The organism is Streptomyces sp. (assembly GCF_019510245.1).
In the GTDB taxonomy this organism is placed as follows: domain Bacteria; phylum Actinomycetota; class Actinomycetes; order Streptomycetales; family Streptomycetaceae; genus Streptomyces.
Genome location: NZ_JAEKKT010000140.1, coordinates 1 through 19791 on the forward strand (window position 1 = coordinate 1; position 19791 = coordinate 19791).

Below are 19791 nucleotides of genomic sequence, written 5' to 3' on the forward strand. Positions count from 1 at the left end.
CGGGTGTCGTCGGGCAGCTTGACGCCGACGCGCTCCAGCTCGGCCGTGAGGTCCTCCAGGACGTCTCCGACGGCGCCCGCGTGCAGCTCGTCGAGGTAGTAGATGGCGTTGCGTGCTTCGTCGGCGGGCTCCGGGCGTACGACGCGCAGCTCGTCGGTCTGCCACACCAGGTCGATGTTCTCGGCGAGGCGGATGTCGGTGCGGCGGCGGTCGGACTCGATGACCGGCGTGTCCAGGAGCGCGGCGATGCGCCGGAGCTTGTTGAGGACCGAACGGCGCGCCGCCTCGGTGGGGTGCGCCGTGAAGACCGGGCGGACGTTGAGGTTCTGCACGGTCTCGCGCAGGTGCTCGGGGTCGGCGTCCTTGAGCCGGTCGGCGGTGCGGGCGAGCAGGCCGCCCTCGGCGGCGCGGCGGGCGCGCAGCTCGCGGCCGCGGTGCACCTGCTCGGTGACGTTGGCCAGGTGGAAGTAGGTGGAGAAGGCACGGACCAGCTTGGCGGCGGTCTCCAGTTCGGTGCCGCGCAGCAGTTCGGCGGCGGCCTCGCCGTCCTCGCGGGTGAGGCGGCGGACCTTCTCGACGAGCTCCAGCAGCTCGGGGCCCTCCTGGCGGACGAGGGTCTCGCCCAGCAGGTCACCCAGCCGGCGGATGTCGGCGCGCAGCTCACTGCTGGTCGTGGTGGTCTGGTCGTCGGCACTGCTCACAGGTGCGGCTCCTTGCAGTGTTGAAGCTCGTCTGGAGGGAACCCGTCCGTCGGCCGGGCGGCAGGTGGCGCCTGTCCGCATAGCGGCCGGACATCAGGGAAGGAAACAGAGCGGACCGCGCTGTCCGACCGACTCCAAGGATAGGTGTCCATGAGGACGCGCAGGTTCTGGGGCTCTTGCCGTAAGACGCCTCGCTGCCATACTTACGTCGCCGTAGGTTACGGAACCGTAGGGAAGCTCCTTTGCCGTCCCGTTCGGTCGCCGCGGATCGGCGCATCTCTCAACCCTCGACCCCACAGGGGACGCGCATGACCTCGTCAAGTTCGGATGTGATGGAAGACCCCAGGAAGGCGGCTGACACCGCGCCCCCGTCCGCCACCCTGGGCGGTGAGCGGAAGGGTTCGCTGGAGCAGGTCACCCTGCTGCTGTTCATCGTCGTACCGTTCCTCGCGCTGCTGGCGGCGGTGCCACTGGCGTGGGGCTGGGGCGTGAGCTGGCTCGACCTGGGCCTGATGGTGTTCTTCTACTACCTGGGCTGCCACGGCGTGACGATCGGTTACCACCGTTACTTCACGCACGGTTCCTTCAAGGCGAAGCGGCCGCTGCGGATCGCGCTCGCGATCGCGGGGTCGATGGCGGTGGAGGGGCCGCTGGTGCGCTGGGTGGCCGACCACCGCAAGCACCACAAGTTCTCCGACGCGGAGGGTGACCCGCATTCGCCGTGGCGGTACGGCGAGACCGTGCCGGCGCTGATCAAGGGCCTGTGGTGGGCACACATCGCCTGGATGTTCGACGAGGAGCGGACCCCGCAGGACAAGTACGCGCCGGATCTGGTCAAGGACCCGGCGATCCGGACCATCTCCCGCCATTTCATCTACTGGACGGTGGCCTCCCTGGCGCTGCCGCCGCTGATCGGCGGGCTGGTCACCATGTCCTGGTGGGGCGCGTTCACCGCGTTCTTCTGGGGGTCACTCGTCCGAGTGGCGCTGCTCCACCATGTGACCTGGTCGATCAACTCCATCTGCCACGCGGTGGGCAAGCGGCCCTTCCGGTCGCGGGACCGGTCGGGCAACGTGTGGTGGCTGGCGGTCCTGTCCTGCGGCGAGTCCTGGCACAACCTGCACCACGCCGACCCGACCTCCGCGCGGCACGGGGTGGAGCGCGGCCAGATCGACTCGTCGGCGCGGATCATCCGCTGGTGCGAGCAGCTGGGCTGGGCCTACGACGTGCGCTGGCCGTCACGCTCACGTATCGATTCACGCCGTAACACCGGGGAAGGCGGCTCCACGCAGGGGGCGGAGGCCGCGAAGGCGGCATGATTGACGCCGTGGCGACCGACTCCAGCACCCCCAGTCCCGAGAAGCAGCGGCGGGCGCGTCGTACCCGTATGACCGGTGCGGAGCGCCGCCAGCAGCTGCTGGAGATCGGTCGCACCCTCTTCGCGGCGAAGGGCTTCGAGGGCACGTCGGTGGAGGAGATCGCGGCGAAGGCCGGGGTGTCCAAGCCGGTGGTGTACGAGCACTTCGGCGGCAAGGAGGGGCTGTACGCGGTGGTGGTCGACCGCGAGATGCGGCGCCTGCTGGACATGGTGACCAGCTCCCTTACCGCCGGACATCCGAGGGAGCTGCTGGAGCAGGCCGCGTTCGCCCTGCTCGACTACATCGAGGAGTACACGGACGGCTTCCGGATCCTGGTCCGGGACTCCCCCATCCCCCAGTCGACCGGTTCCTTCGCGTCCCTCATCTCGGACATCGCGACCCAGGTGGAGGACATCCTGGGCCGTGAGTTCAAGAGCCGCGGCTTCGACCCCAAGCTGGCCCCGCTGTACGCGCAGGCGCTGGTGGGGATGGTCGCGCTGACCGGCCAGTGGTGGCTGGACGTGCGCCGCCCGAAGAAGGCGGAGGTCGCCGCCCACCTGGTGAACCTGTCCTGGCACGGCCTGGACGGCCTGGAGCAGAAGCCGCGGCTGATAGGGCACCGCAAGGCCTGAGCCCGTGCGCTCGGAGCCCGGTGCGCCCGGTGTGCTCAGTGCTTGAAGATGTCCTTCGCCTTCTCCTTGGCCTGGCGGGCGTCGCCCTTCGACTGCTCCAGGCGTCCTTCGGCCTCCAGGGGCAGGTCACGCGTCGCGCGCCCGCCGGCCTCCTTGGCCTTGCCCTTGATCTGTTCCTTCTTGCCCTTGGCCTTCTGGTGTCCTGACACCGTCGATCCCTCCTGAAGCGGATAGGTACGGGGGGGTCATTGCCCCGGGTAACCAGGAGCGGACCGCGGCAAACGGGCTCAGCGCACCGCTTCCAGGAACTCCAGGCGGTTGCCGACGGGGTCCTGGGAGTAGAAGCGGCGGTGTCCGGGGAGGTCGTCGTCCCAGGTGACGGGGGCGCCGCCAGCTTCGAGCCGTTCGGCGCAGGCCTCGATGTCCGTGACCCGCAGTCCCGGGTGGGCCTTCAGGGCGGGGCGGAAGGCCGCCTCGACCCCCAGGTGCAGGTGCACGGTCCCGGCCCGGAACCAGCAGCCGCCGCGGGCCGCGAGCACGGGCGGCTTGGGGATCTCGGTCATGCCGAGGAGATCGACGTAGTAGGCGCGCAGCAGGTCCTCCGAGCCCGGCGGTACGGCGAGCTGGACGTGGTCGAGGGCGGTGAGCATCAGGCGTTCTCCCTGCGGGCGACGGCGAACAGGCGGCGGAAGGGCAGGACCGTGCCGTAGGGGGCGCTCGGGTAGGCCTCCCGCAGCAGGTCGCGGTAGTCGGCGACGAAGGCCTCCCGGGCCTCGGGGTCGTCGCCGAGGGCGGTGAGGACGGGGCGCAGCCCGGTGCCCTTGACCCAGTCCAGGACGGGGTCCTCGCCGGTCAGGACGTGCAGGTAGGTGGTCTCCCAGACGTCGGTGGCGCAGCCGAGGCGGTCGAGCCGGTCGAGGTAGGCGGCGGGCGGATGGACGGAGTCCTCGTGGCGCAGCACGTCGGCGAGCCGGACCTTCCAGCGGGGTGTGGCGGCGAGCTCGCGCATGAGGGCGTGCAGGGGCGCGTCGATGTTGTTGGGCACCTGAAAGGCGAAGGTGCCGCCGGGAGCGAGCGCGTCGAGCCAGCCGGCGAAGCGGTCCAGGTGGCCGGGGACCCACTGGAGCGCCGCGTTGGACACGATCAGGTCGTACGGCCGTTCGGGTGCCCAGGTGCGCAGGTCGGCGTGGGCGAAGTCGAGGCGGCCGCCGCCGGGGGTGGGGCCGGCGTGGTCGACCTCGGCCTTGTCGAGCATCGCGGCCGAGTTGTCGTAGCCGGTGATGTGCGCGGTGGGCCAGCGGTCGGCGAGGACGGCGGTGACATTGCCGGGGCCGCAGCCGAGGTCGGCGATGGCCGGGGGGTCGCCGGGGAGGGCGGGCACGTGGGCGAGGAGGTCGGCGAAGGCACGGGCGCGGGGGCCGGAGTGACGGAGGTACTGGGCGGGGTCCCAGGCGGGAGTCGTCATGTCCTCCACCTTCCCCGTGGAGATATCTCGATGTCAAGAGACTCGACATCAAGAGACTTCATGTCGACACAACCACTACACTGATCGACATGGAGGACGAGGTCGATCGGCTGGTCGCTGCGTGGCGCCGGGAGCGCCCGGACCTCGACGTGGAACCGCTCGAGGTGCTCAGCCGGGTGAGCCGGCTGGCGCGGCACCTGGACCGGGCACGTCGGCTGGCCTTCGCCGAGCACAGCCTGGAGCCCTGGGAGTTCGACGTGCTGACCGCGCTCAGGCGCGCGGGCACGCCGTACCAGCTCTCCCCCGGGCAGCTGCTGACCCAGACCCTGGTCACCTCGGGGACGATGACCAACCGCATCGACCGGCTGGCCAAGAAGGGCCTGGTCGAGCGGCTGCCGGACCCGAGCGACCGGCGCGGTGTGCTGGTCCGGCTGACCACCGAGGGCCAGGACCGCGCGGACCAGGCCCTGGCGGGCCTGCTCGCTCAGGAACGAGCGATCCTCGGCGAACTCTCCCACGCCCAGCGATCCGAACTCGCCGGACTGCTGCGCCAGTTGACCGCCCCGTTCGACAACATCCCCGGCTGAGCGCTCCGCTGGAAGGTGCCGCACTCCGGTGCCAGTCGGCTGCCGCGCCGTCGTGGCTGGTCGCGCGGTTCCTCCCCCAGCCTTCGGCCGGGGGCATCCCCAGCGCCCCTGACGGGGCGCTCTTCAGGCGCTGCTGCTCTCCTCCGGCATGATCCGTCCGGCAGGGCCCAGGTCCACCGGCCCCACCCCGGCCCGCCGCGCCAGCGCCACCGCGGCCAGGGTGGAGTGGACGCCCAGCTTGCCGAGGACGTTCTGCATGTGGGTGCGGACGGTGTGCGGGGACAGGAAGAGGCGCTCGGCGACGGCCTTGCGCCCCAGGCCCGCCACCATGCACCGGAGGACTTCGCGCTCCCTCGGCGTGAGGGACTCCACCAGGCGCTCGCTCTCGGTGCGGTGCTTGCGGGCCGCCGTCAGCTCCCGCAGGACGCCCGTGAGCAGGGCGGGCGGCAGATGCGTCTCGTCGCGCAGCACGCCCCGGATGACGTTGAGCAGCCGGGACAGCGAGCAGTCCTTGGCGACCCAGCCGCAGGCGCCGGCCTGGAGGGCCAGGGCCGCGCGCCGCGGGTCGTCCTTCTCCGCGAGGACGACGACCCGGACGGCCGGGTGGGCCGAGCGGACACCGGCGACCAGCGATATGCCGTCGACCAGCCCCTCCGCGTTGGCCTCCTGCACCGGTACGGCCGCCCGTCCGCCCGGCAGTTGACCGCCCAGGTCGGCGTCGACGAGCAGCACGTCGTAGCGGCGGCCCTCGGCGACCGCGCGCTCCAGGCAGCGCAGCGCGGCCGGACCGCTGCCGGCCGCGGACACGTCGACGTCGGGCTCGGCGGCCAGTGCGGCAGCCAGCGACTCGGCGAAGATGCGGTGGTCGTCGACGACCAGAACTCGGATGCGAACCACGAAACCCCCTTCCCCAGTGCTCTTCACGAGCCGGGGATACCCAAGGTCCGGAGAACGACGAACCGTGCGGACACGACACCCGCGGGAGGGCGGAACCGCACGGCCGCCGCCGTGCCTGAACTGCTACCCCCACCGCGGGCGCCGTATCCGACTTGCCTCGCCCCCTGATCAGCGCCGGCCCCCACCGGCACTGCTCATCAGAGTACGGCCGGTCGCCGTGAGCGGAAGGCAATTTGCAGAACTGCCCGGCCGACGCGTTTATGGTGTGCCGCATGTTTCGTATTGAGGCGGAAGTCGACAAGGAACGACGCGAACTGCTCCGCGCACGGCTGCTGGCCACCAACACGGCGGCCTCTCCGGTCCTCGCCGCCTTGCGCGGCACGCCGGCCGAACGCGAAGCGCCACTGCACCTGTGGGCGATGGACGGGAGTTCGGGCGACCTGACAGGCGGGCTGGTCGGGCACACCTGGACGTCCTGGCTGCACGTCACCTACCTCTGGGTGGACGCCCGCCACCGGGGCACGGGCCTCGGCGGCGGCCTGCTCGCGGAGGCCGAGCGCATCGCCCGCGAGGACCGCGGCTGCACCGCCGTACGCCTGGAGACCTGGGACTTCCAGGCCCCGGAGTTCTACCGGAAGCAGGGGTACGACGTGGTGTGCGTGATCCCCGACTACCCGCCGGGGATCACGGAGTACACGCTGACGAAGCGCCTGGGCTGAGCCTCAGCTCTCCCGGCGGGCGCCCGCCGACGGCACCGCCTCGAAGACCCGCGGGGCCTTGAAGCCGGCCGCGGCGAAGGCCTCCTCGACCGCCTTGGTGATCGTGTCCACGTCGGCCGCCTCGGTGAGGACGATCGCCGAGCCGCCGAAGCCGCCGCCGGTCATCCGGGCGCCCAGCGCACCGGCCGCGTTCGCCGCCTCCACGACCAGGTCCAGCTCGGGGCAGGAGACCTGGAAGTCGTCGCGCAGCGAGGCGTGGCCGTCGGTGAGGACCGGGCCGATGGCACGGGTGTCGCCCGCTTCGAGGAGGGCAACGACGCGCTCGACCCGGTGGTCCTCGGTGACGACGTGCCGGACCAGCCGCCGCACCTCCGCCTCGTCGCCGAGCCGGTCGAGCGACGCGTCGAGGTCGGCGTAGGCGATGTCCCGCAGCGCGTCCACGCCCAGCAGGGCCGCGCCCTTCTCGCAGCCCGCGCGGCGCTTGCCGTACTCGCCGCCGCTGTGGGCGTGCTTGACCTGGGTGTCGACGACGAGCAGGCGCATGCCCTCGGCCGCGAGGTCGAAGGGGATCTGCTTCTGCGAGAGGTCGCGGGTGTCCAGGAACAGGGCGTGGCCCTGCTCGCAGCAGGCGGACGCCGTCTGGTCCATGATTCCGGTCGGCGCCCCGACGTAGACGTTCTCCGCGCGCTGGCACAGGCGGGCCAGCTGCCAGCGCTGCAGGCCCAGTTCGAAGAGGTCGTTGAGCGCGAGGGCGATCACCACCTCCAGGGCCGCGGAGGAGGACAGGCCCGCGCCGGTCGGCACGGTGGACGCGAGGTGCACGTCGGCGCCGGTGACCGGATGGCCGGCCTCCCGCAGCGCCCAGACCACGCCCGCCGGGTACGCCGTCCACTCCTGGTCGGTGCCGGGTTCCAGGGCGTCGAGGGAGAGCTCGACGACCCCGCCCTCGACGTCCGAGGAGTGCAGCCGCAGCACGCCGTCGGTGCGGCGGGCGACGGCCGCCGTCGACGCGTGCGGCAGCGCGAACGGCATCACGAAGCCGTCGTTGTAGTCGGTGTGCTCGCCGATCAGGTTGACCCGGCCGGGCGCCGCCCAGACGCCGTCGGGAACCGTGCCGTACAGCTCCTCGAAGGCGTCTCTGACCTGCTGTGCTGCCCCCACTTACTGCTCCCTTGCTGCGCTGATGGTCCGGGCGAACTCCCAGGCGTCCGCGACGATCCCCGCGAGGTCCGCGCGGGTCGGGTTCCAGCCCAGCTTCTCGCGGGCGGTGGCCGCCGAGGCGACCAGGACGGCCGGGTCGCCGCCCCGGCGCGGAGCCACGACCTCGGGGATCGGGTGCCCGGTGACCTGCCGGACGGTCTCGATGACCTGGCGGACCGAGAAGCCCTCGCCGTTGCCGAGGTTGCAGATCAGGTGCTCGCCGGGCTGCGCGGCCGTCAGGGCCAGCAGGTGGGCGTCGGCGAGGTCGGCGACGTGGATGTAGTCGCGGATGCAGGTGCCGTCGGGCGTCGGGTAGTCGTCGCCGAAGACGGAGATGGCCTCGCGCCTGCCGTGGGCGACCTGGAGGACCAGCGGGATCAGGTGCGACTCGGGGTCGTGGCGCTCGCCCTGCGCGCCGTACGCCCCGGCCACGTTGAAGTAGCGCAGGGAGACCGCGCCCAGGCCGTGGGCGGCGGCCTCGCCGGTGATCATGTGGTCGACGGCGAGCTTGGTGGCGCCGTAGGGGGAGGTGGGGGCGGTCGGGTCGGTCTCGGTGATCGGGGTGTGAACCGGCTCCCCGTAGGTGGCCGCGGTGGAGGAGAAGACGAGCTTGCGGACGCCGGCCTCGCGCATCGCGGAGAGCAGCGCCATGGTGCCGCCGACGTTGTTGTCCCAGTACTTCTCGGGCTTCACGACCGACTCGCCGACCTGGGAGAACGCGGCGAAGTGCAGCACCGCGTCGTAGGAGGGGTCCAGCCACTTGGCGGCGTCGCGGATGTCGCCCTCGACGAAGGAGGCGCCCGCCGGGACGCCCTCGCGGAAGCCCGTGGACAGGTTGTCGAGGACGGTGACCTCGTGGCCCGCCTCCAGCAGGTGCTGGGCGACCACGCTGCCGACGTATCCCGCCCCGCCCGTCACCAGGTACTTCATCAACTCGCTACCTCTCGCAGTCGCTCGGCCGCGCGCTCCGGCGGCACGTCGTTGATGAACACGCTCATGCCCGACTCGGAACCCGCGAGGAACTTCAGCTTGCCGGACGTTCGGCGGATGGTGAAAAGCTCCAGGTGCAGCGCGAAGTCGTCGCGCGAGACACCCTCGAACTCCTCCAGCGTCCCGAACGGCGCCTGGTGCCAGGCGGCGATGTAGGGCGTGGGAGGCTCACCCTCACCGAAGATACGGTCGAAGCGCCTCAAGAGTTCCAGATAAACCTGGGGGAACTCTGAGCGCGCCGCCTCGTCGAGCCCGAGCAGGTCGGGGACGCGGCGCTTCGGGTACAGGTGGACCTCGTAGGGCCAGTGTGCCGCGTACGGCACGAAGGCGACCCAGTGTTCACTCTCAAGGACGACCCGCTCGTCGGCGAGTTCACGTTCCAGGACGGCGTCGAAGAGGTTCTCGCCGCCCGTCGCCTCCTTGTGTGCCGCGAGCGAACGCAACATCAGCGCGGTGCGCGGGGTGGTGAAGGGGTAGGCGTAGATCTGCCCGTGCGGGTGGCCGAGCGTCACGCCGATCTCCGCGCCGCGGTTCTCGAAGCAGAACACCTGCTCGACGGAGGGGAGATGCGACAGTTCCGAGGTCCGGTCGGTCCACGCGTCGAGGACCAGGCGGGCCTGCTCCTCGGTGAGGCTCGCGAAGGAGGCGTCGTGGTCCGAGGTGAAGCAGACCACCTCGCAGCGCCCGGAGTCGCCGGCCAGCGAGGGGAAACGGTTCTCGAAGACGACGACGTCGTACGACGAGTCCGGGATCTCGCTCAGCCGGTCACCCTGGGTCGGGCACAGCGGGCACTGGTCGGCCGGCGGGTGGTAGGTGCGGCCCTGCCGGTGCGAGGCGATCGCGACCTGGTCGCCGAGCAGCGGATCCCGGCGGACCTCGGAGGTGGTGTGCGTCCGCTCCAGGGGACGGCGGTCCACCGCGTCCCGCACGGTGTCGTCGCGCAGGTCGTAGTAGATGAGTTCGCGACCGTCGGCCAGCCGGGTCGAGGTCTTCTTCACTGCGGACTCCCATTGATCGAGCCAGCCAACCATCAAACAGAACCGAACACACCAAAACACAACTCACCACGCCAGTCAACATCGCAATCAATCAAGGTGAGACAACGAAAGTGTTGAATTACTGGGTGCAGAACCCCACAGATGCCCCCGTATCCCCCACATCCCTCGCGACGGACCTCACCACGGACCTCGCGGCGGGGCTGCGGCTCCCGACCAACGGCCTGGACTACACGATCCTGGCGATCTACTTCGCCGTCGTCCTGGGCATCGGCTTCGCGGCCCGCCGCTCGGTGAAGACCAGCCTCGACTTCTTCCTCTCCGGACGGTCGCTGCCCGCCTGGATCACCGGTCTCGCCTTCATCTCGGCGAACCTGGCGGCGACCGAGATCCTCGGCATGGCCGCCAACAGCGCGCAGTACGGCGCGTACACCGTGCACTGGTACTGGATCGGCGCCGTTCCCGCCATGGTCTTCCTGGGCCTGGTGATGATGCCCTTCTACTACGGCAGCAAGGTCCGCTCGGTCCCCGAGATGCTGCTCCTCCGCTTCGACAGAGCCGCACACCTGCTCAGTTCGATCCTGTTCGCCTTCGCGGCCATTCTGATCGCCGGTGTGAACCTCTACGCCCTGGCGATCGTCGTGGAGGCGCTGCTGGGCTGGCCGCAGTGGGTGGCGATCGTCGTCGCCGGCGCGTTCGTGCTGGCGTACATCACCCTCGGCGGTCTCTCCTCGGCCATCTACAACGAGGTGCTGCAGTTCTTCGTGATCCTGGCCGCCCTCATCCCGCTCTCCGTGCTCGGCCTGAAGAAGGTCGGCGGCTGGGACGGACTGGTCGACAAGCTCACCGCCACCCACGGCCACAACTTCACCACCGCCTGGGGCGGCACCGGCATCGGCTCCGTCAACCCGCTCGGCGCGAACTGGCTGACCATCGTCCTCGGCCTCGGCTTCGTGCTCTCCTTCGGCTACTGGACGACGAACTTCGCCGAGGTGCAGCGGGCCCTGTCGGCGAAGAACCTGTCCGCCGCCCAGCGCACCCCGCTGATCGCCGCCTACCCGAAGATCTTCATCGTCTTCCTGGTGATGATCCCGGGGCTGGTCGCCGCCGCGCTGGTACCGAACATCGGGACCGCGAAGTCCGGCCTCCAGTACAACGACGCGATCCCGTACCTGATGTCACAGCTGCTGCCCAACGGCGTGCTCGGCATCGCGGTGACCGGGCTGCTGGCCGCCTTCATGGCCGGCATGGCCGCCAACGTGTCGTCCTTCAACACGGTGTTCACCACCGACATCTGGGCCAAGTACGTGGTGAAGGGCCGCGAGGACGGCTACTACGTTCGCTTCGGGCGGCTCATCACCGCGATCGGCGTCTGCGCGTCCATCGGCACGGCGTTCCTCGCGTCGTCCTTCTCGAACATCATGAGCTACCTCCAGACACTGTTCTCCTTCTTCAACGTGCCGATGTTCGTCGTCTTCATCGTCGGCATGTTCTGGAAGCGGGCCTCGGCGAAATCCGGCTTCTGGGGGCTGCTCGCGGGCACCGTGACCGCGATGGTCAACTACTTCGTCCTCTACAAGAAGGACATCATCGCCATCCCCTCCGACCAGGGCGCCAACTTCGTGTCGGCGATCGCCGGGTTCGTCGCGGGCGCGGTGGTGATGGTGATCGTGTCCCTGTTCACCGCGCCGAAGCCGGAGGCGGAGCTGGCCGGGCTCGTCTACGGCACCAGCTCGCCCGGCATGGCCGAGGCGCCCGCGCCCGGTGACGAGGCCTGGTACCGGCGGCCGGCGCTGCTGGGGTGGGGTGCGGTGGTCCTCGCGGCCCTCTGCTACATCCCGTTCTCGTTCTGATCGCCGCCGCTGGAGAATGGAGAAAGGAGACACCATGACCGACGACTCCGGGCACTCCGGGTTCCACTACTCCGAGCAGGACGTCCAGCGCGAGGTCACCGAGTTGCAGGGGCGGTCCGCGACCGCCGCGCGGATCTTCGACCTGCGGCGGATCATCGGTGGGCTGTTCGTGCTGTACGGGATCATCGTCACGATCACCGGGATCACGGACTCGCAGGCCGAGATCGACAAGGCACAGGGGATCAACATCAACCTGTGGACCGGGATCGGGATGTTGTTGCTGGGGGTGTTCTTTCTGGTGTGGCTTTGGCTTCGGCCGACCCCGCCGGCGCCTCCGGCGGAAGACGCCGACGACTGATTCGGTTGGGTTGTGGCTGCGGGTGCGTGGGGGCTGGTCGCGCAGTTCCCCGCGCCCCTAAAGGGGCGCTTCAGTGCCGCCGTTGAGAGGTCCCGCCCTGTCCAGCAGCCCGGTGCGGGCCGCGAGCGCGGCCGCTTCCAGGCGGGACCCCACGCCCAACTTCATCAAAACCCTCTGCACATGGGTGCGGGCCGTGCTCGGGGCGATGCCCATGCCGGCGGCGATGAGGCGGGTGTCCTCGCCGTCGGCGACGCGGACCAGGACCTCCACCTCCCTCGGGGTGAGCATCTGGAGGAGGCGCTGGCCCTCGTCGTCGGGCTGGGCGGCCGGGTTGAGGAGTTCACCGAAGGCGCCCTGGAGCAGTGCGGGTGCCACGGCGGCCTCCCCGGCCCGTGCCTTCATGATCGCCCGCTCGACGCCCTCGATCCGCTCGTCGTGCCGTACGTACCCGGAGGCGCCCGCCGCGAAGGCGGCCGCGATGCCCCGCGGGGACGGCACCGGCCCCAGGACCAGGACGGCGACCTGCGGCCGCTCCCGCTTGATCTTCACCACGGGGTCGAAGATCCCCGGCTCGGCCGGTGTCGCGGTACCGAGCAGGCACACCTCGGGTGCCCGTGTGATCACCAGATCGGCCGCACCGGCCGCCGGTGCCGCTGCCGCGAGCACCCGGTGGCCGCGCAGTTTCAGCGCCGAGGCCAGCGCCTCCGCGAGCAACCGGTGGTCGTCGACCACCATGAGCCGCACTCCCATAGAGCAACCCCCCAGTCCCCCCAATGGATGCCCCACTATGGATGCCCACTGGTCCGCATGGACAGAGGGCCCCCCGGCACCCCGTCCTTCATGCCCCCGGAAGCTACACGCTTGTTCGACGTTGCGCTGCCCCTACTGATGAGAAGTGCCCCGGATCGGAGGAATCTCTGGGTTTTCTCGTATTCGCGGGTGAAGAGCGCGTATCAGCCACCCGCGCCGAAGGCGGTGACGAGGTACTGCCTGGGCGACGAGGACGGATCGGGCGCGTGGGCGTACGCGGCGGACAGGTAGAGGCGGCCCTGGGAGTAACGGACTTCGGCGTAGTCGGGTGACATGGTGGTCTCCACGGCCTTGACCGCCGTGGTCACCGGGTTCTCCAGGAGCTTGGTCTCCTTGAACGAACCACCGTCGATGCTGACGACCTGAGCGCCCTTGTCGTACGGCGCGTTCTTGTACGCGATCACATCGGGACCGTCCATGCGCAGCGGCGTGATCGTGTAGTTGTTCCCGGCGTCGGCGCGCTGGCCGGTCTGCTTGCCGGTGCCCAGGTCGAAGGCGACGATCTCGTTGGTCTTCGTGTAGTCCCCGTCGCCGTCGTGCTGTTCGGTCGCCAGGTACAGCCTGTCGTTGCCGACCACCACTCCCGTGCACTTCTCCAGGTCGTAGATTCCGTCGCAGCGGGCCGCGTAGGAGCTGCCCGGCGTGGAGATACGGGTGCGCAGCGCGCCGGTGCTGCCGTCGATGGAGAAGACGTCCGAGAAGCCGCTGCCGTCGCCCGCGCTGTCGTTGACGTCGGCGGCCACCACCAGCGGGTCGGTCGACACGACGCTCGCGTAGTCGATGCCCGAGGTCATCCTGTACTCGGAGCGCACCTTGCCGGTGACCGGGTCGAGGGTCTGGATGTGCAGCTGGCCGGCGTCGCCGTCGCCGCACCTGCGGACCGCGACCAGCTCGGGGCCGCCGCCGTAGCCGGCGTCGTGGCAGCTGTCGGCCGCCTTCGGCTGCCAGCGGATCTTGCCGGAGGCGAGGTCGAAGGCGGCGCCACCGCTGGAGCCGCCGACCGCGACCGTCTGCTGAGCGACCGTCACGTTGTCGAAGCCGATCGGGACATCACCGGACTTGACCGTCTGGGTCCACAGCTTCCTGCCGGTGTTCAGGTCGATCGCGGCGACCTGGGTGCAGCCGGCCGTGGAGCCCTTCGCCGGCATCTTCGGCTGGTAGACGACCGCGGTCCGGCCGTCGGCGCTGACGTGTCCGGTGGCGCGGCAGACCGGGCCGGACAGCGGGACCGTCCACAGCTTGGCGCCCGTAGCGGGGTCGTAGCCGGTGATCTGGGCGATGCCGGTCTTCGCGTACACCTTGTCGGTGAGCCAGGAACCGGCGGTGACGGTGGTGTCCTTCGCCGTGGGCAGCGGAACCTGGAAGAGGATCTTGGAGGTGGTGTCCGCGGGTACCTTCTCGGTCCCCTTGCCGTTCTTGCCGCCGTCCGCGTCCTGGCCGCCGGTGCCGCCGCCGCTGGAGTTCGCCGTGTCGTCCTTCTGGGCGTCTGGGCCGGAGGACCTGGCGTACCAGATGCCGCCGCCGACGATCAGCGCGATGGCGACGACCGCGGCGAAGACGATGAGCAGCGCGGGCTTGTTGCGGCCGGGGCCCGAGCCGGGAGCGGGGGCGGGACCGCCCGGCTGTCCCGGCTGGCCGCCCGGGTAGCCGTAACCGGGCTGGGGCGGCTGGTTCGGGTAGCCGTAGCCGGGCTGCTGGGCGTACGGGTTCGGGGGCTGTTGCGGGTAGCCGTAGCCCGGCTGCTGGGCGTACGGGTTCGGAGGCTGGTTGGGCGGGGGCGGGGGCGGCTGGGTCATGGCGGAAGTACCTCGGGGACGGCGCGTGAGACGGCTGGGACGGCGCGGACTGCGGGACGGCTCGGGGCGGCTCGGGATGGGCCCCGCTCAGTTGCCGAAGGCCATCATCAGCTTCTCCTTCGCGTCGTCGCTGCCGGTCAGCCGGGTGGAGGAGAGGTAGAGGCGGCCGTCGGCCCAGTCGACCGCGCCGTCGTAGAAGCCGCCCTCGATGTCGGCGGTGTGCTGCGGGTTCTGCAGCAGCCGGGTGGTGGGGTGGGCGGAGCCGGTGGTCGGGACCGACACGACCTGGCCGCCCGCGTCGTACGACGGCCGTACGTAGGCGACGAGTCTGCCGCCCTCGGTCCTGACCGGGTACATCGACTCGTCCGTCGGGGACTTCACCCGCCACTTCGCCCTGCCGTCGGCGAGGCTGATCGCGACGATCTCGTTGGCGCTGCCGCTCACGTCCGTCGGCAGGTAGAGGGTGTCCGCGTCGGCGGCCACGCCCTGGCAGCCCTGCAGGTCGCGGGCGAGGAGCGCCCAGCCGCACTGGGGCGCGAACTTCTCGTCGACCTTGACCTCGGAACGGAACGCTCCCTTGGCATCCAGGACCGAGATGTTCCAGGCCTTCTTCGCCTCGTTGGTCATGTAGACCACGAGCGGGTCGACGGAGTAGGTGCGCTCGACCTGCCAGCCCTTCTTGACCGGCCGGGTCCACTCGACCTTGCCGGTGGCCGGGTCGAGCTGCGAGATCTCGTCGTGCTCGGCGCTGCCGCCGGCGCCGCAGGAGGCCACCTCGACCAGCCGGCCCGTGCCGCCCGCGAACGCCGTCGGGAAGCAGGACGCGCCGTACTTCTCCTTGTCGTACAGCTTGTCGCCGCTGCCGAGGTCGTACGCCGTACCGGACTCGGAACGGCCCACCATCAGCGTCTTCCCGCTGATCGTCAGCTCGATGCTGAGCGCGCTGTCGAACAGGCCGCCGTCGGCGACGGTCGCGGTCCAGCCCTTCCTGCCGGTGTCGAGGTCGATCTCCTGCAGCTGGTTGCACTTGGCGCGGTCGCTGGTGCCGTTCATGTAGGCCACGACGACCTTGTCGTCCGCCGACTTCTGCGAGGTGACCGAGCAGATCTTCTGCGGGAACGTGATCGGGGCCCAGGCCGGGTCGCCGTTGCCCACCTTGTAGGCGAAGACCTGCTTGTACGCCGCCTTCACCGCGGTCTTCCCGGTGATCCACATGCCGGGCGCGTCGGCGCCGGAGGCGGGTGCGTCGGGCGCGGACTTGTACCAGAGCACCTTGGCCTCGCCCGACTTGCGGCCGGCGTTGAGGTTGTCCGGGTCCGCACCGCCGCCGCTGCCGTCACCGGGGTCGACCGGGGTGCCGGAGGCCTTCGGGTCGTCGGACTGCCGGGCGACCGGCTTCCTGCCGCCGCCCCCGTCGGCGGTCAGGGCGTACACCGTGCCGCCGACGACCAGCAGCCCGGCCACCGCCGCCGCGACGATCAGCGCGGGCTTCCCCCTGAACGGCCCGCGGCCGCCTCCGCCGCCGGGCGGCGGGGGCATCCCGGGCCCGCCGGGGTACTGCGGCTGCTGCTGGGCGTAGCCGTACCCGGGCTGCGGTCCGTACGGACCCGGTGTCGCGTAGGGGCCGGGGGCGGGCTGCTGCGGGTAGCCGTAACCCGGCTGGGGCGGAGGTGCGCCGAAAGCCCCCTGCGCCGGCGGCTGTTGCGGCGCTCCGAAAGCGCCCTGCGGCGGCTGGCCGGGCGGCTGGGTCATCAGCGTTCTCCCCCTCGTTCACTGATTTCGAGCCACTGCCCGAGGCCGGTGACGGCCCCGCGGTCGCACTCAGGCAGTTCTCAGACTGACCTTTCTACCACCCGGCACCGACAGCCCACGGACCCTCATGGGCCGCTGTTCCCAAGGGAGAACCGGCCCGTGATGGCGCCGTTACGCGCCTTCACGCCCCCTTCACCGGGGCCGCCGCAAGGGGGTTGCGCGCGGGCCCGCAGAGGGCTGATTCACGCCGGTCGGTGCGCCCGTTACGCGTCCTCCGCCAACTCCAGCCAGCGCATTTCCAGTTCCTCCCGCTCACCGGACAGGTCGCGCAGCTGCGCGTCGAGTTCGGCGACCTTCGCGAAGTCGGTGGCGTTCGCGGCGATCTGGTCGTGCAGCTTGGTCTCCTTCTCGGAGATGCGGTCCAGCTGCCGCTCGATCTTCTGGAGTTCCTTCTTGGCGGCGCGCTGGTCGGCGGCGCTCCGCTCGGTCGTGGCGGCCTTGGGGGCGGCGGCCGCGGCGGTGGTGGCGACCGCCTCCTCCATGCGCTGCCGGCGCTCCAGGTACTCGTCGATGCCGCGCGGCAGCATCCGCAGCGTGGCGTCACCGAGGAGGGCGAAGACGCGGTCGGTGGTGCGCTCGACGAAGAACCGGTCGTGGGAGATCACGATCATCGAGCCGGGCCAGCCGTCGAGGACGTCCTCCAGCTGGGTGAGGGTCTCGATGTCGAGGTCGTTGGTGGGCTCGTCGAGGAAGAGGACGTTCGGCTCGTCCATGAGCAGGCGCAGCAGCTGGAGCCGGCGGCGCTCACCGCCGGACAGGTCGCCGACCGGCGTCCACTGCTTCTCCTTGTTGAAGCCGAACGTCTCGCACAGCTGCCCGGCCGTCATCTCGCGCCCCTTGCCGAGGTCGACGCGCTCGCGCACCTGCTGGACCGCCTCCAGGACCCGGGTGTTCGGGTTCAGTTCGGCGACCTCCTGGGAGAGGTAGGCCAGCTTCACCGTCCTGCCGACGGCGATCCGGCCGCCCGCCGGCTGTGCCTCGCCCTCCGACCGGGCGGCCTCGGCCATGGCGCGCAGCAGCGAGGTCTTGCCGGCGCCGTTGACGCCGACCAGGCCGATGCGGTCGCCGGGACCGAGCTGCCAGGTGACGTGCTTGAGCAGCACCTTGGGCCCGGCCTGGACGGTCACGTCCTCCAGGTCGAAGACGGTCTTGCCGAGCCGGGAGGAGGCGAACTTCATCAGCTCGGAGGTGTCGCGCGGCGGCGGCACGTCCTTGATCAGATCGTTGGCCGCCTCGACCCGGAAGCGCGGCTTGGAGGTACGGGCGGGGGCGCCGCGGCGCAGCCAGGCCAGCTCCTTGCGGACCAGGTTCTGCCGCTTGGTCTCCTCGGTGGCCGCGATCCGCTCGCGCTCCGCGCGGGCGAAGACGTAGTCGGAGTAGCCGCCCTCGTACTCGTAGACGGCGCCGCGCTGCACGTCCCACATGCGGGTGCAGACCTGATCGAGGAACCAGCGGTCGTGGGTGACGCAGACCAGGGCCGAGCGGCGCTCGCGCAGGTGCCGGGCGAGCCAGGCGATGCCCTCGACGTCGAGGTGGTTCGTCGGCTCGTCGAGGACGAGCAGGTCCTGCTCCTCGATCAGCAGCTTGGCGAGCGCGATGCGCCGCCGCTCACCACCGGAGAGCGGCCCGATGACGGTGTCCAGGCCCTTCGGGAAGCCCGGCAGGTCGAGCCCGCCGAAGAGACCCGTCAGGACGTCCCTGACCTTGGCGTTGCCGGCCCACTCGTGGTCGGCCATGTCGCCGATGACCTCGTGCCGGACGGTGGCGGCGGGGTCGAGGGAGTCGTGCTGGGTGAGGACGCCGAGGCGCAGGCCGCCGGAGTGGGTGACACGGCCGGTGTCGGCCTCCTCCAGCTTGGCGAGCATCCGGATGAGGGTGGTCTTGCCGTCGCCGTTGCGGCCCACCACACCGATGCGGTCGCCCTCCGACACGCCGAGCGAGACGCCGTCCAGCAGGGCACGGGTGCCGTAGACCTTGCTGACGTTCTCGACATTGACCAGGTTGACGGCCATTTCACTCCTGCGCACGGGGGATGGATCGCCCATCCAGGGTAGTCGGAGGTCAGCCCTCGTCCTTCTGCTCCTCCACCGGCTCCCCCTTCTGCTCCCCATGACGCCGCTGGTACCACCACACCGCGGTCAGCGGCAGGGTGTCGGGGTCCGTGCCGGGCTCCAGGGGGCCGATGCGGTGGTCGGCCGCCACGCAGCGCGGGTCGTCGCGGAGGGCGAGCGCCGCGACCGCCTCCGCGCGCGTGCGCTGCCGCTCGTCGTACGTGAGCTCGACCAGCACGTCCCCGATCTCCGGCTCGGGGCCTCGGTAGTGCCACAACCAGAAGCAGGTGCGCCCGCGAACCTCGGGGTCCGGGTCGCGGGCGAGGGTGAGTACGGCGGCCAGGCCCTCCGGGCGCAGCACACCCTCGTCCCTGTCCAGCAGGTCGGGCACCAAGCCGCGGATCCGGGGATCGGGGTGCGTGACGTGCGCCAGGCCGATGGCGTCGGTCTCGGGACCGCTCGTCCACGTCAACGCGTTGAGCAGGACGGAGAGCACGTCCGTGTCCCGTTCCCGCTCGGCCCAGGGAAGGAGGTCGAGGGCCCGGTCCTGAAGCGTGGGCTCGGGGCGCTGGGCGTCCGCGATGATCGTGCCCAGCAGCACGTCCGCGGCGAAGAGCCGGTGCAGCGGATCGGGTTCGCGGCCGAGCCGGGTGGCCTCGGCCCAGGTCTGGTCGTCCAGCCGCGCGCCCAGCGCCAGTACCGATGCCGTCCACACCGCGTGGTCGCGGTCCGGGCGGGTCAGGGCGCGTGCGAACAGTTCGGCGAAGGGCGTGCGCAGCCGCAGCCTCGCCTCCAGGGCGGTGAGGGTGGCGGCGTGGCCGTCGCCCAGCGTCAGCCCGCCGAGGGTGAGCCGCTCGTACCAGCAGCCGATGTCGTCCAACTGCCGGGTCCGCGCGACGGGGTTCGGCAGGCCGGTCCGGCGCCGCAGTTCGGCCTCCGGGTCGGTGGCCGCGAGACGGCGGGCGTGGCTCAGCAGTTCCTCGCGCGGCGGCCCGGGGTAGAGGGCGACCTCGGGGAGGACGGCGCGGGTCAGTCCCGGCGATCCGTCCGCCATCGCCCGCAGCAGCGGGGTGGTGCCGTCGGGCAGCCCCCGCAGCGGGTCGGCTCCGCCCTGCACCAGGGCCTCGGCGACCGGCTGGTCGTCCGCCGAGATCGCCATGCACAGCACCGGCAGACCCGCGCTCCCGCCGAGGGTGTCCGGATCGGCGCCGGCGTCCAGGAGTTCCCGGACCTGTTCGGCGTCCCCGTGCTCCACGGCCGCGACGAGCCGGTCCGCGTCCGTGGCCCCCGTGCCCATGTGTGCGCTCCCTCTTCACCGGCCGCGTCGGAAGCGGAGCCTATGCGCTCCGCTGGGAGTGCCGCGACATGCCGTGTGCCGACCGCCACGCCGTCGTGGCTGGTCGCGCAGTTCCCCGCGGCCCCCTCCGGGGCGCCGTGCCCGTGTCCACTGCTACGCCGTCGTGGCTGCTCGCGCAATTCCCCGCGCCCCCTCCGGGGCGCCGTGCCCGTGTCGACCGCCACGCCGTCGTGGCTGCTCGCGCAGTTCCCCGCGGCCCTTTTGGGGCGC

19 protein-coding genes are annotated in these 19791 nt (G+C 71.0%); 6 read left to right on the forward strand and 13 right to left on the reverse strand.

Annotation, left to right across the window (positions count from 1 at the left end):
• Window positions 1–701: phosphoenolpyruvate carboxylase (locus tag JF597_RS22085; protein WP_293997368.1), on the reverse strand; the 701-nt coding region annotated here is incomplete at its 3' end.
• Between the two features lie 308 nt (window positions 702–1009).
• On the opposite strand from JF597_RS22085, the gene JF597_RS22090 reads away from it, so the two are divergent.
• Both JF597_RS22090 and JF597_RS22095 read left to right on the forward strand, forming a co-directional pair.
• Entirely contained in the window at window positions 1010–2020 is a 1011-nt protein-coding gene (locus tag JF597_RS22090) for a fatty acid desaturase (RefSeq protein WP_293997369.1), read from the forward strand.
• On the forward strand, window positions 2017–2691 hold the full coding sequence (locus tag JF597_RS22095) for a TetR/AcrR family transcriptional regulator (protein WP_293997371.1): 675 nt from the start codon (window positions 2017–2019) through the stop codon (window positions 2689–2691). Before JF597_RS22090 ends, JF597_RS22095 begins: the two co-directional genes overlap by 4 nt.
• A 35-nt stretch (window positions 2692–2726) precedes the next feature.
• Here the strand turns inward: JF597_RS22095 and JF597_RS22100 are convergent, their stop codons facing one another.
• From JF597_RS22100 to JF597_RS22110, 3 genes are all read right to left on the reverse strand, one after another.
• A complete protein-coding gene (locus JF597_RS22100; RefSeq protein ID WP_293997373.1) occupies window positions 2727–2900 on the reverse strand; it encodes a CsbD family protein in 174 nt (57 codons plus the stop codon).
• A 78-nt stretch (window positions 2901–2978) separates the two neighbouring features.
• Complete coding sequence (locus JF597_RS22105; protein WP_293997375.1) at window positions 2979–3341, reverse strand: VOC family protein; 363 nt, start codon at window positions 3339–3341, stop codon at window positions 2979–2981.
• Window positions 3341–4156, reverse strand: coding sequence for a trans-aconitate 2-methyltransferase (locus tag JF597_RS22110; protein ID WP_293997377.1), 816 nt, complete (start codon window positions 4154–4156; stop codon window positions 3341–3343). The genes JF597_RS22105 and JF597_RS22110 overlap by 1 nt, the downstream gene beginning before the upstream one ends.
• Before the next feature lie 89 nt (window positions 4157–4245).
• Between JF597_RS22110 and tamR the strand changes: the two genes are divergently transcribed.
• Window positions 4246–4743 carry a MarR family transcriptional regulator TamR gene (gene tamR, locus JF597_RS22115; RefSeq protein ID WP_293997379.1) on the forward strand — a complete coding sequence of 166 codons (498 nt, stop codon included), beginning with the start codon at window positions 4246–4248 and terminating at the stop codon, window positions 4741–4743.
• A gap of 123 nt (window positions 4744–4866) precedes the next feature.
• Here the strand turns inward: tamR and JF597_RS22120 are convergent, their stop codons facing one another.
• Window positions 4867–5640: a response regulator transcription factor gene (locus JF597_RS22120; RefSeq protein WP_293997381.1), complete on the reverse strand. Its 774-nt coding sequence runs from the start codon at window positions 5638–5640 to the stop codon at window positions 4867–4869.
• 260 nt (window positions 5641–5900) lie between these two features.
• On the opposite strand from JF597_RS22120, the gene JF597_RS22125 reads away from it, so the two are divergent.
• Complete coding sequence (locus JF597_RS22125) at window positions 5901–6359, forward strand: GNAT family N-acetyltransferase (protein WP_293997703.1); 459 nt, start codon at window positions 5901–5903, stop codon at window positions 6357–6359.
• A gap of 3 nt (window positions 6360–6362) precedes the next feature.
• Here the strand turns inward: JF597_RS22125 and galK are convergent, their stop codons facing one another.
• From galK to galT, 3 genes are read right to left on the reverse strand one after another with little or no spacing between them, the layout of a single operon-like run.
• A complete protein-coding gene (gene galK, locus JF597_RS22130) occupies window positions 6363–7520 on the reverse strand; it encodes a galactokinase (RefSeq protein WP_293997383.1) in 1158 nt (385 codons plus the stop codon).
• The gene (gene galE / locus JF597_RS22135; RefSeq protein ID WP_293997385.1) at window positions 7521–8489 is read right to left on the reverse strand and encodes a UDP-glucose 4-epimerase GalE; all 969 of its coding nucleotides are present in this window, start codon (window positions 8487–8489) and stop codon (window positions 7521–7523) included.
• Entirely contained in the window at window positions 8489–9547 is a 1059-nt protein-coding gene (gene galT / locus JF597_RS22140) for a galactose-1-phosphate uridylyltransferase (protein ID WP_293997387.1), read from the reverse strand. Before galT ends, galE begins: the two co-directional genes overlap by 1 nt.
• A gap of 200 nt (window positions 9548–9747) precedes the next feature.
• Between galT and JF597_RS22145 the strand changes: the two genes are divergently transcribed.
• Both JF597_RS22145 and JF597_RS22150 read left to right on the forward strand, forming a co-directional pair.
• Window positions 9748–11397 carry a sodium:solute symporter family protein gene (locus JF597_RS22145; protein ID WP_293997705.1) on the forward strand — a complete coding sequence of 550 codons (1650 nt, stop codon included), beginning with the start codon at window positions 9748–9750 and terminating at the stop codon, window positions 11395–11397.
• 34 nt (window positions 11398–11431) lie between these two features.
• On the forward strand, window positions 11432–11755 hold the full coding sequence (locus JF597_RS22150; protein ID WP_293997389.1) for a hypothetical protein: 324 nt from the start codon (window positions 11432–11434) through the stop codon (window positions 11753–11755).
• Between the two features lie 57 nt (window positions 11756–11812).
• Here the strand turns inward: JF597_RS22150 and JF597_RS22155 are convergent, their stop codons facing one another.
• From JF597_RS22155 to JF597_RS22175, 5 genes are all read right to left on the reverse strand, one after another.
• A complete protein-coding gene (locus tag JF597_RS22155) occupies window positions 11813–12505 on the reverse strand; it encodes a response regulator transcription factor (RefSeq protein ID WP_293997391.1) in 693 nt (230 codons plus the stop codon).
• Window positions 12506–12708: 203 nt separating this feature from the next.
• Window positions 12709–14361 carry a PQQ-binding-like beta-propeller repeat protein gene (locus JF597_RS22160; protein ID WP_293997393.1) on the reverse strand — a complete coding sequence of 551 codons (1653 nt, stop codon included), beginning with the start codon at window positions 14359–14361 and terminating at the stop codon, window positions 12709–12711.
• Between the two features lie 87 nt (window positions 14362–14448).
• Entirely contained in the window at window positions 14449–16113 is a 1665-nt protein-coding gene (locus tag JF597_RS22165) for a PQQ-binding-like beta-propeller repeat protein (RefSeq protein ID WP_293997395.1), read from the reverse strand.
• 263 nt (window positions 16114–16376) lie between these two features.
• Window positions 16377–18185, reverse strand: a complete 1809-nt coding sequence (locus JF597_RS22170; RefSeq protein ID WP_293997397.1) for an ABC-F family ATP-binding cassette domain-containing protein — start codon at window positions 18183–18185, stop codon at window positions 16377–16379.
• Between the two features lie 49 nt (window positions 18186–18234).
• Window positions 18235–19521, reverse strand: a complete 1287-nt coding sequence (locus tag JF597_RS22175) for a HEAT repeat domain-containing protein (RefSeq protein ID WP_293997399.1) — start codon at window positions 19519–19521, stop codon at window positions 18235–18237.
• Window positions 19522–19791: the final 270 nt, after the last annotated feature.

Excerpts from the sequence above, each read along its gene's own strand:
- JF597_RS22090 (WP_293997369.1), top strand. The coding sequence starts at position 1,010 with ATGACCTCGTCAAGTTCGGATGTGATGGAAGACCCCAGGAAGGCGGCT.
- JF597_RS22095 (WP_293997371.1), top strand. The coding sequence starts at position 2,017 with ATGATTGACGCCGTGGCGACCGACTCCAGCACCCCCAGTCCCGAGAAG.
- JF597_RS22105 (WP_293997375.1), bottom strand. The coding sequence starts at position 3,341 with ATGCTCACCGCCCTCGACCACGTCCAGCTCGCCGTACCGCCGGGCTCG.
- JF597_RS22110 (WP_293997377.1), bottom strand. The coding sequence starts at position 4,156 with ATGACGACTCCCGCCTGGGACCCCGCCCAGTACCTCCGTCACTCCGGC.
- tamR (WP_293997379.1), top strand. The coding sequence starts at position 4,246 with ATGGAGGACGAGGTCGATCGGCTGGTCGCTGCGTGGCGCCGGGAGCGC.
- JF597_RS22125 (WP_293997703.1), top strand. The coding sequence starts at position 5,901 with ATGGTGTGCCGCATGTTTCGTATTGAGGCGGAAGTCGACAAGGAACGA.
- galE (WP_293997385.1), bottom strand. The coding sequence starts at position 8,489 with ATGAAGTACCTGGTGACGGGCGGGGCGGGATACGTCGGCAGCGTGGTC.
- JF597_RS22150 (WP_293997389.1), top strand. The coding sequence starts at position 11,432 with ATGACCGACGACTCCGGGCACTCCGGGTTCCACTACTCCGAGCAGGAC.
- JF597_RS22155 (WP_293997391.1), bottom strand. The coding sequence starts at position 12,505 with ATGGGAGTGCGGCTCATGGTGGTCGACGACCACCGGTTGCTCGCGGAG.
- JF597_RS22160 (WP_293997393.1), bottom strand. The coding sequence starts at position 14,361 with ATGACCCAGCCGCCCCCGCCCCCGCCCAACCAGCCTCCGAACCCGTAC.
- JF597_RS22165 (WP_293997395.1), bottom strand. The coding sequence starts at position 16,113 with ATGACCCAGCCGCCCGGCCAGCCGCCGCAGGGCGCTTTCGGAGCGCCG.
- JF597_RS22170 (WP_293997397.1), bottom strand. The coding sequence starts at position 18,185 with ATGGCCGTCAACCTGGTCAATGTCGAGAACGTCAGCAAGGTCTACGGC.
- JF597_RS22175 (WP_293997399.1), bottom strand. The coding sequence starts at position 19,521 with ATGGGCACGGGGGCCACGGACGCGGACCGGCTCGTCGCGGCCGTGGAG.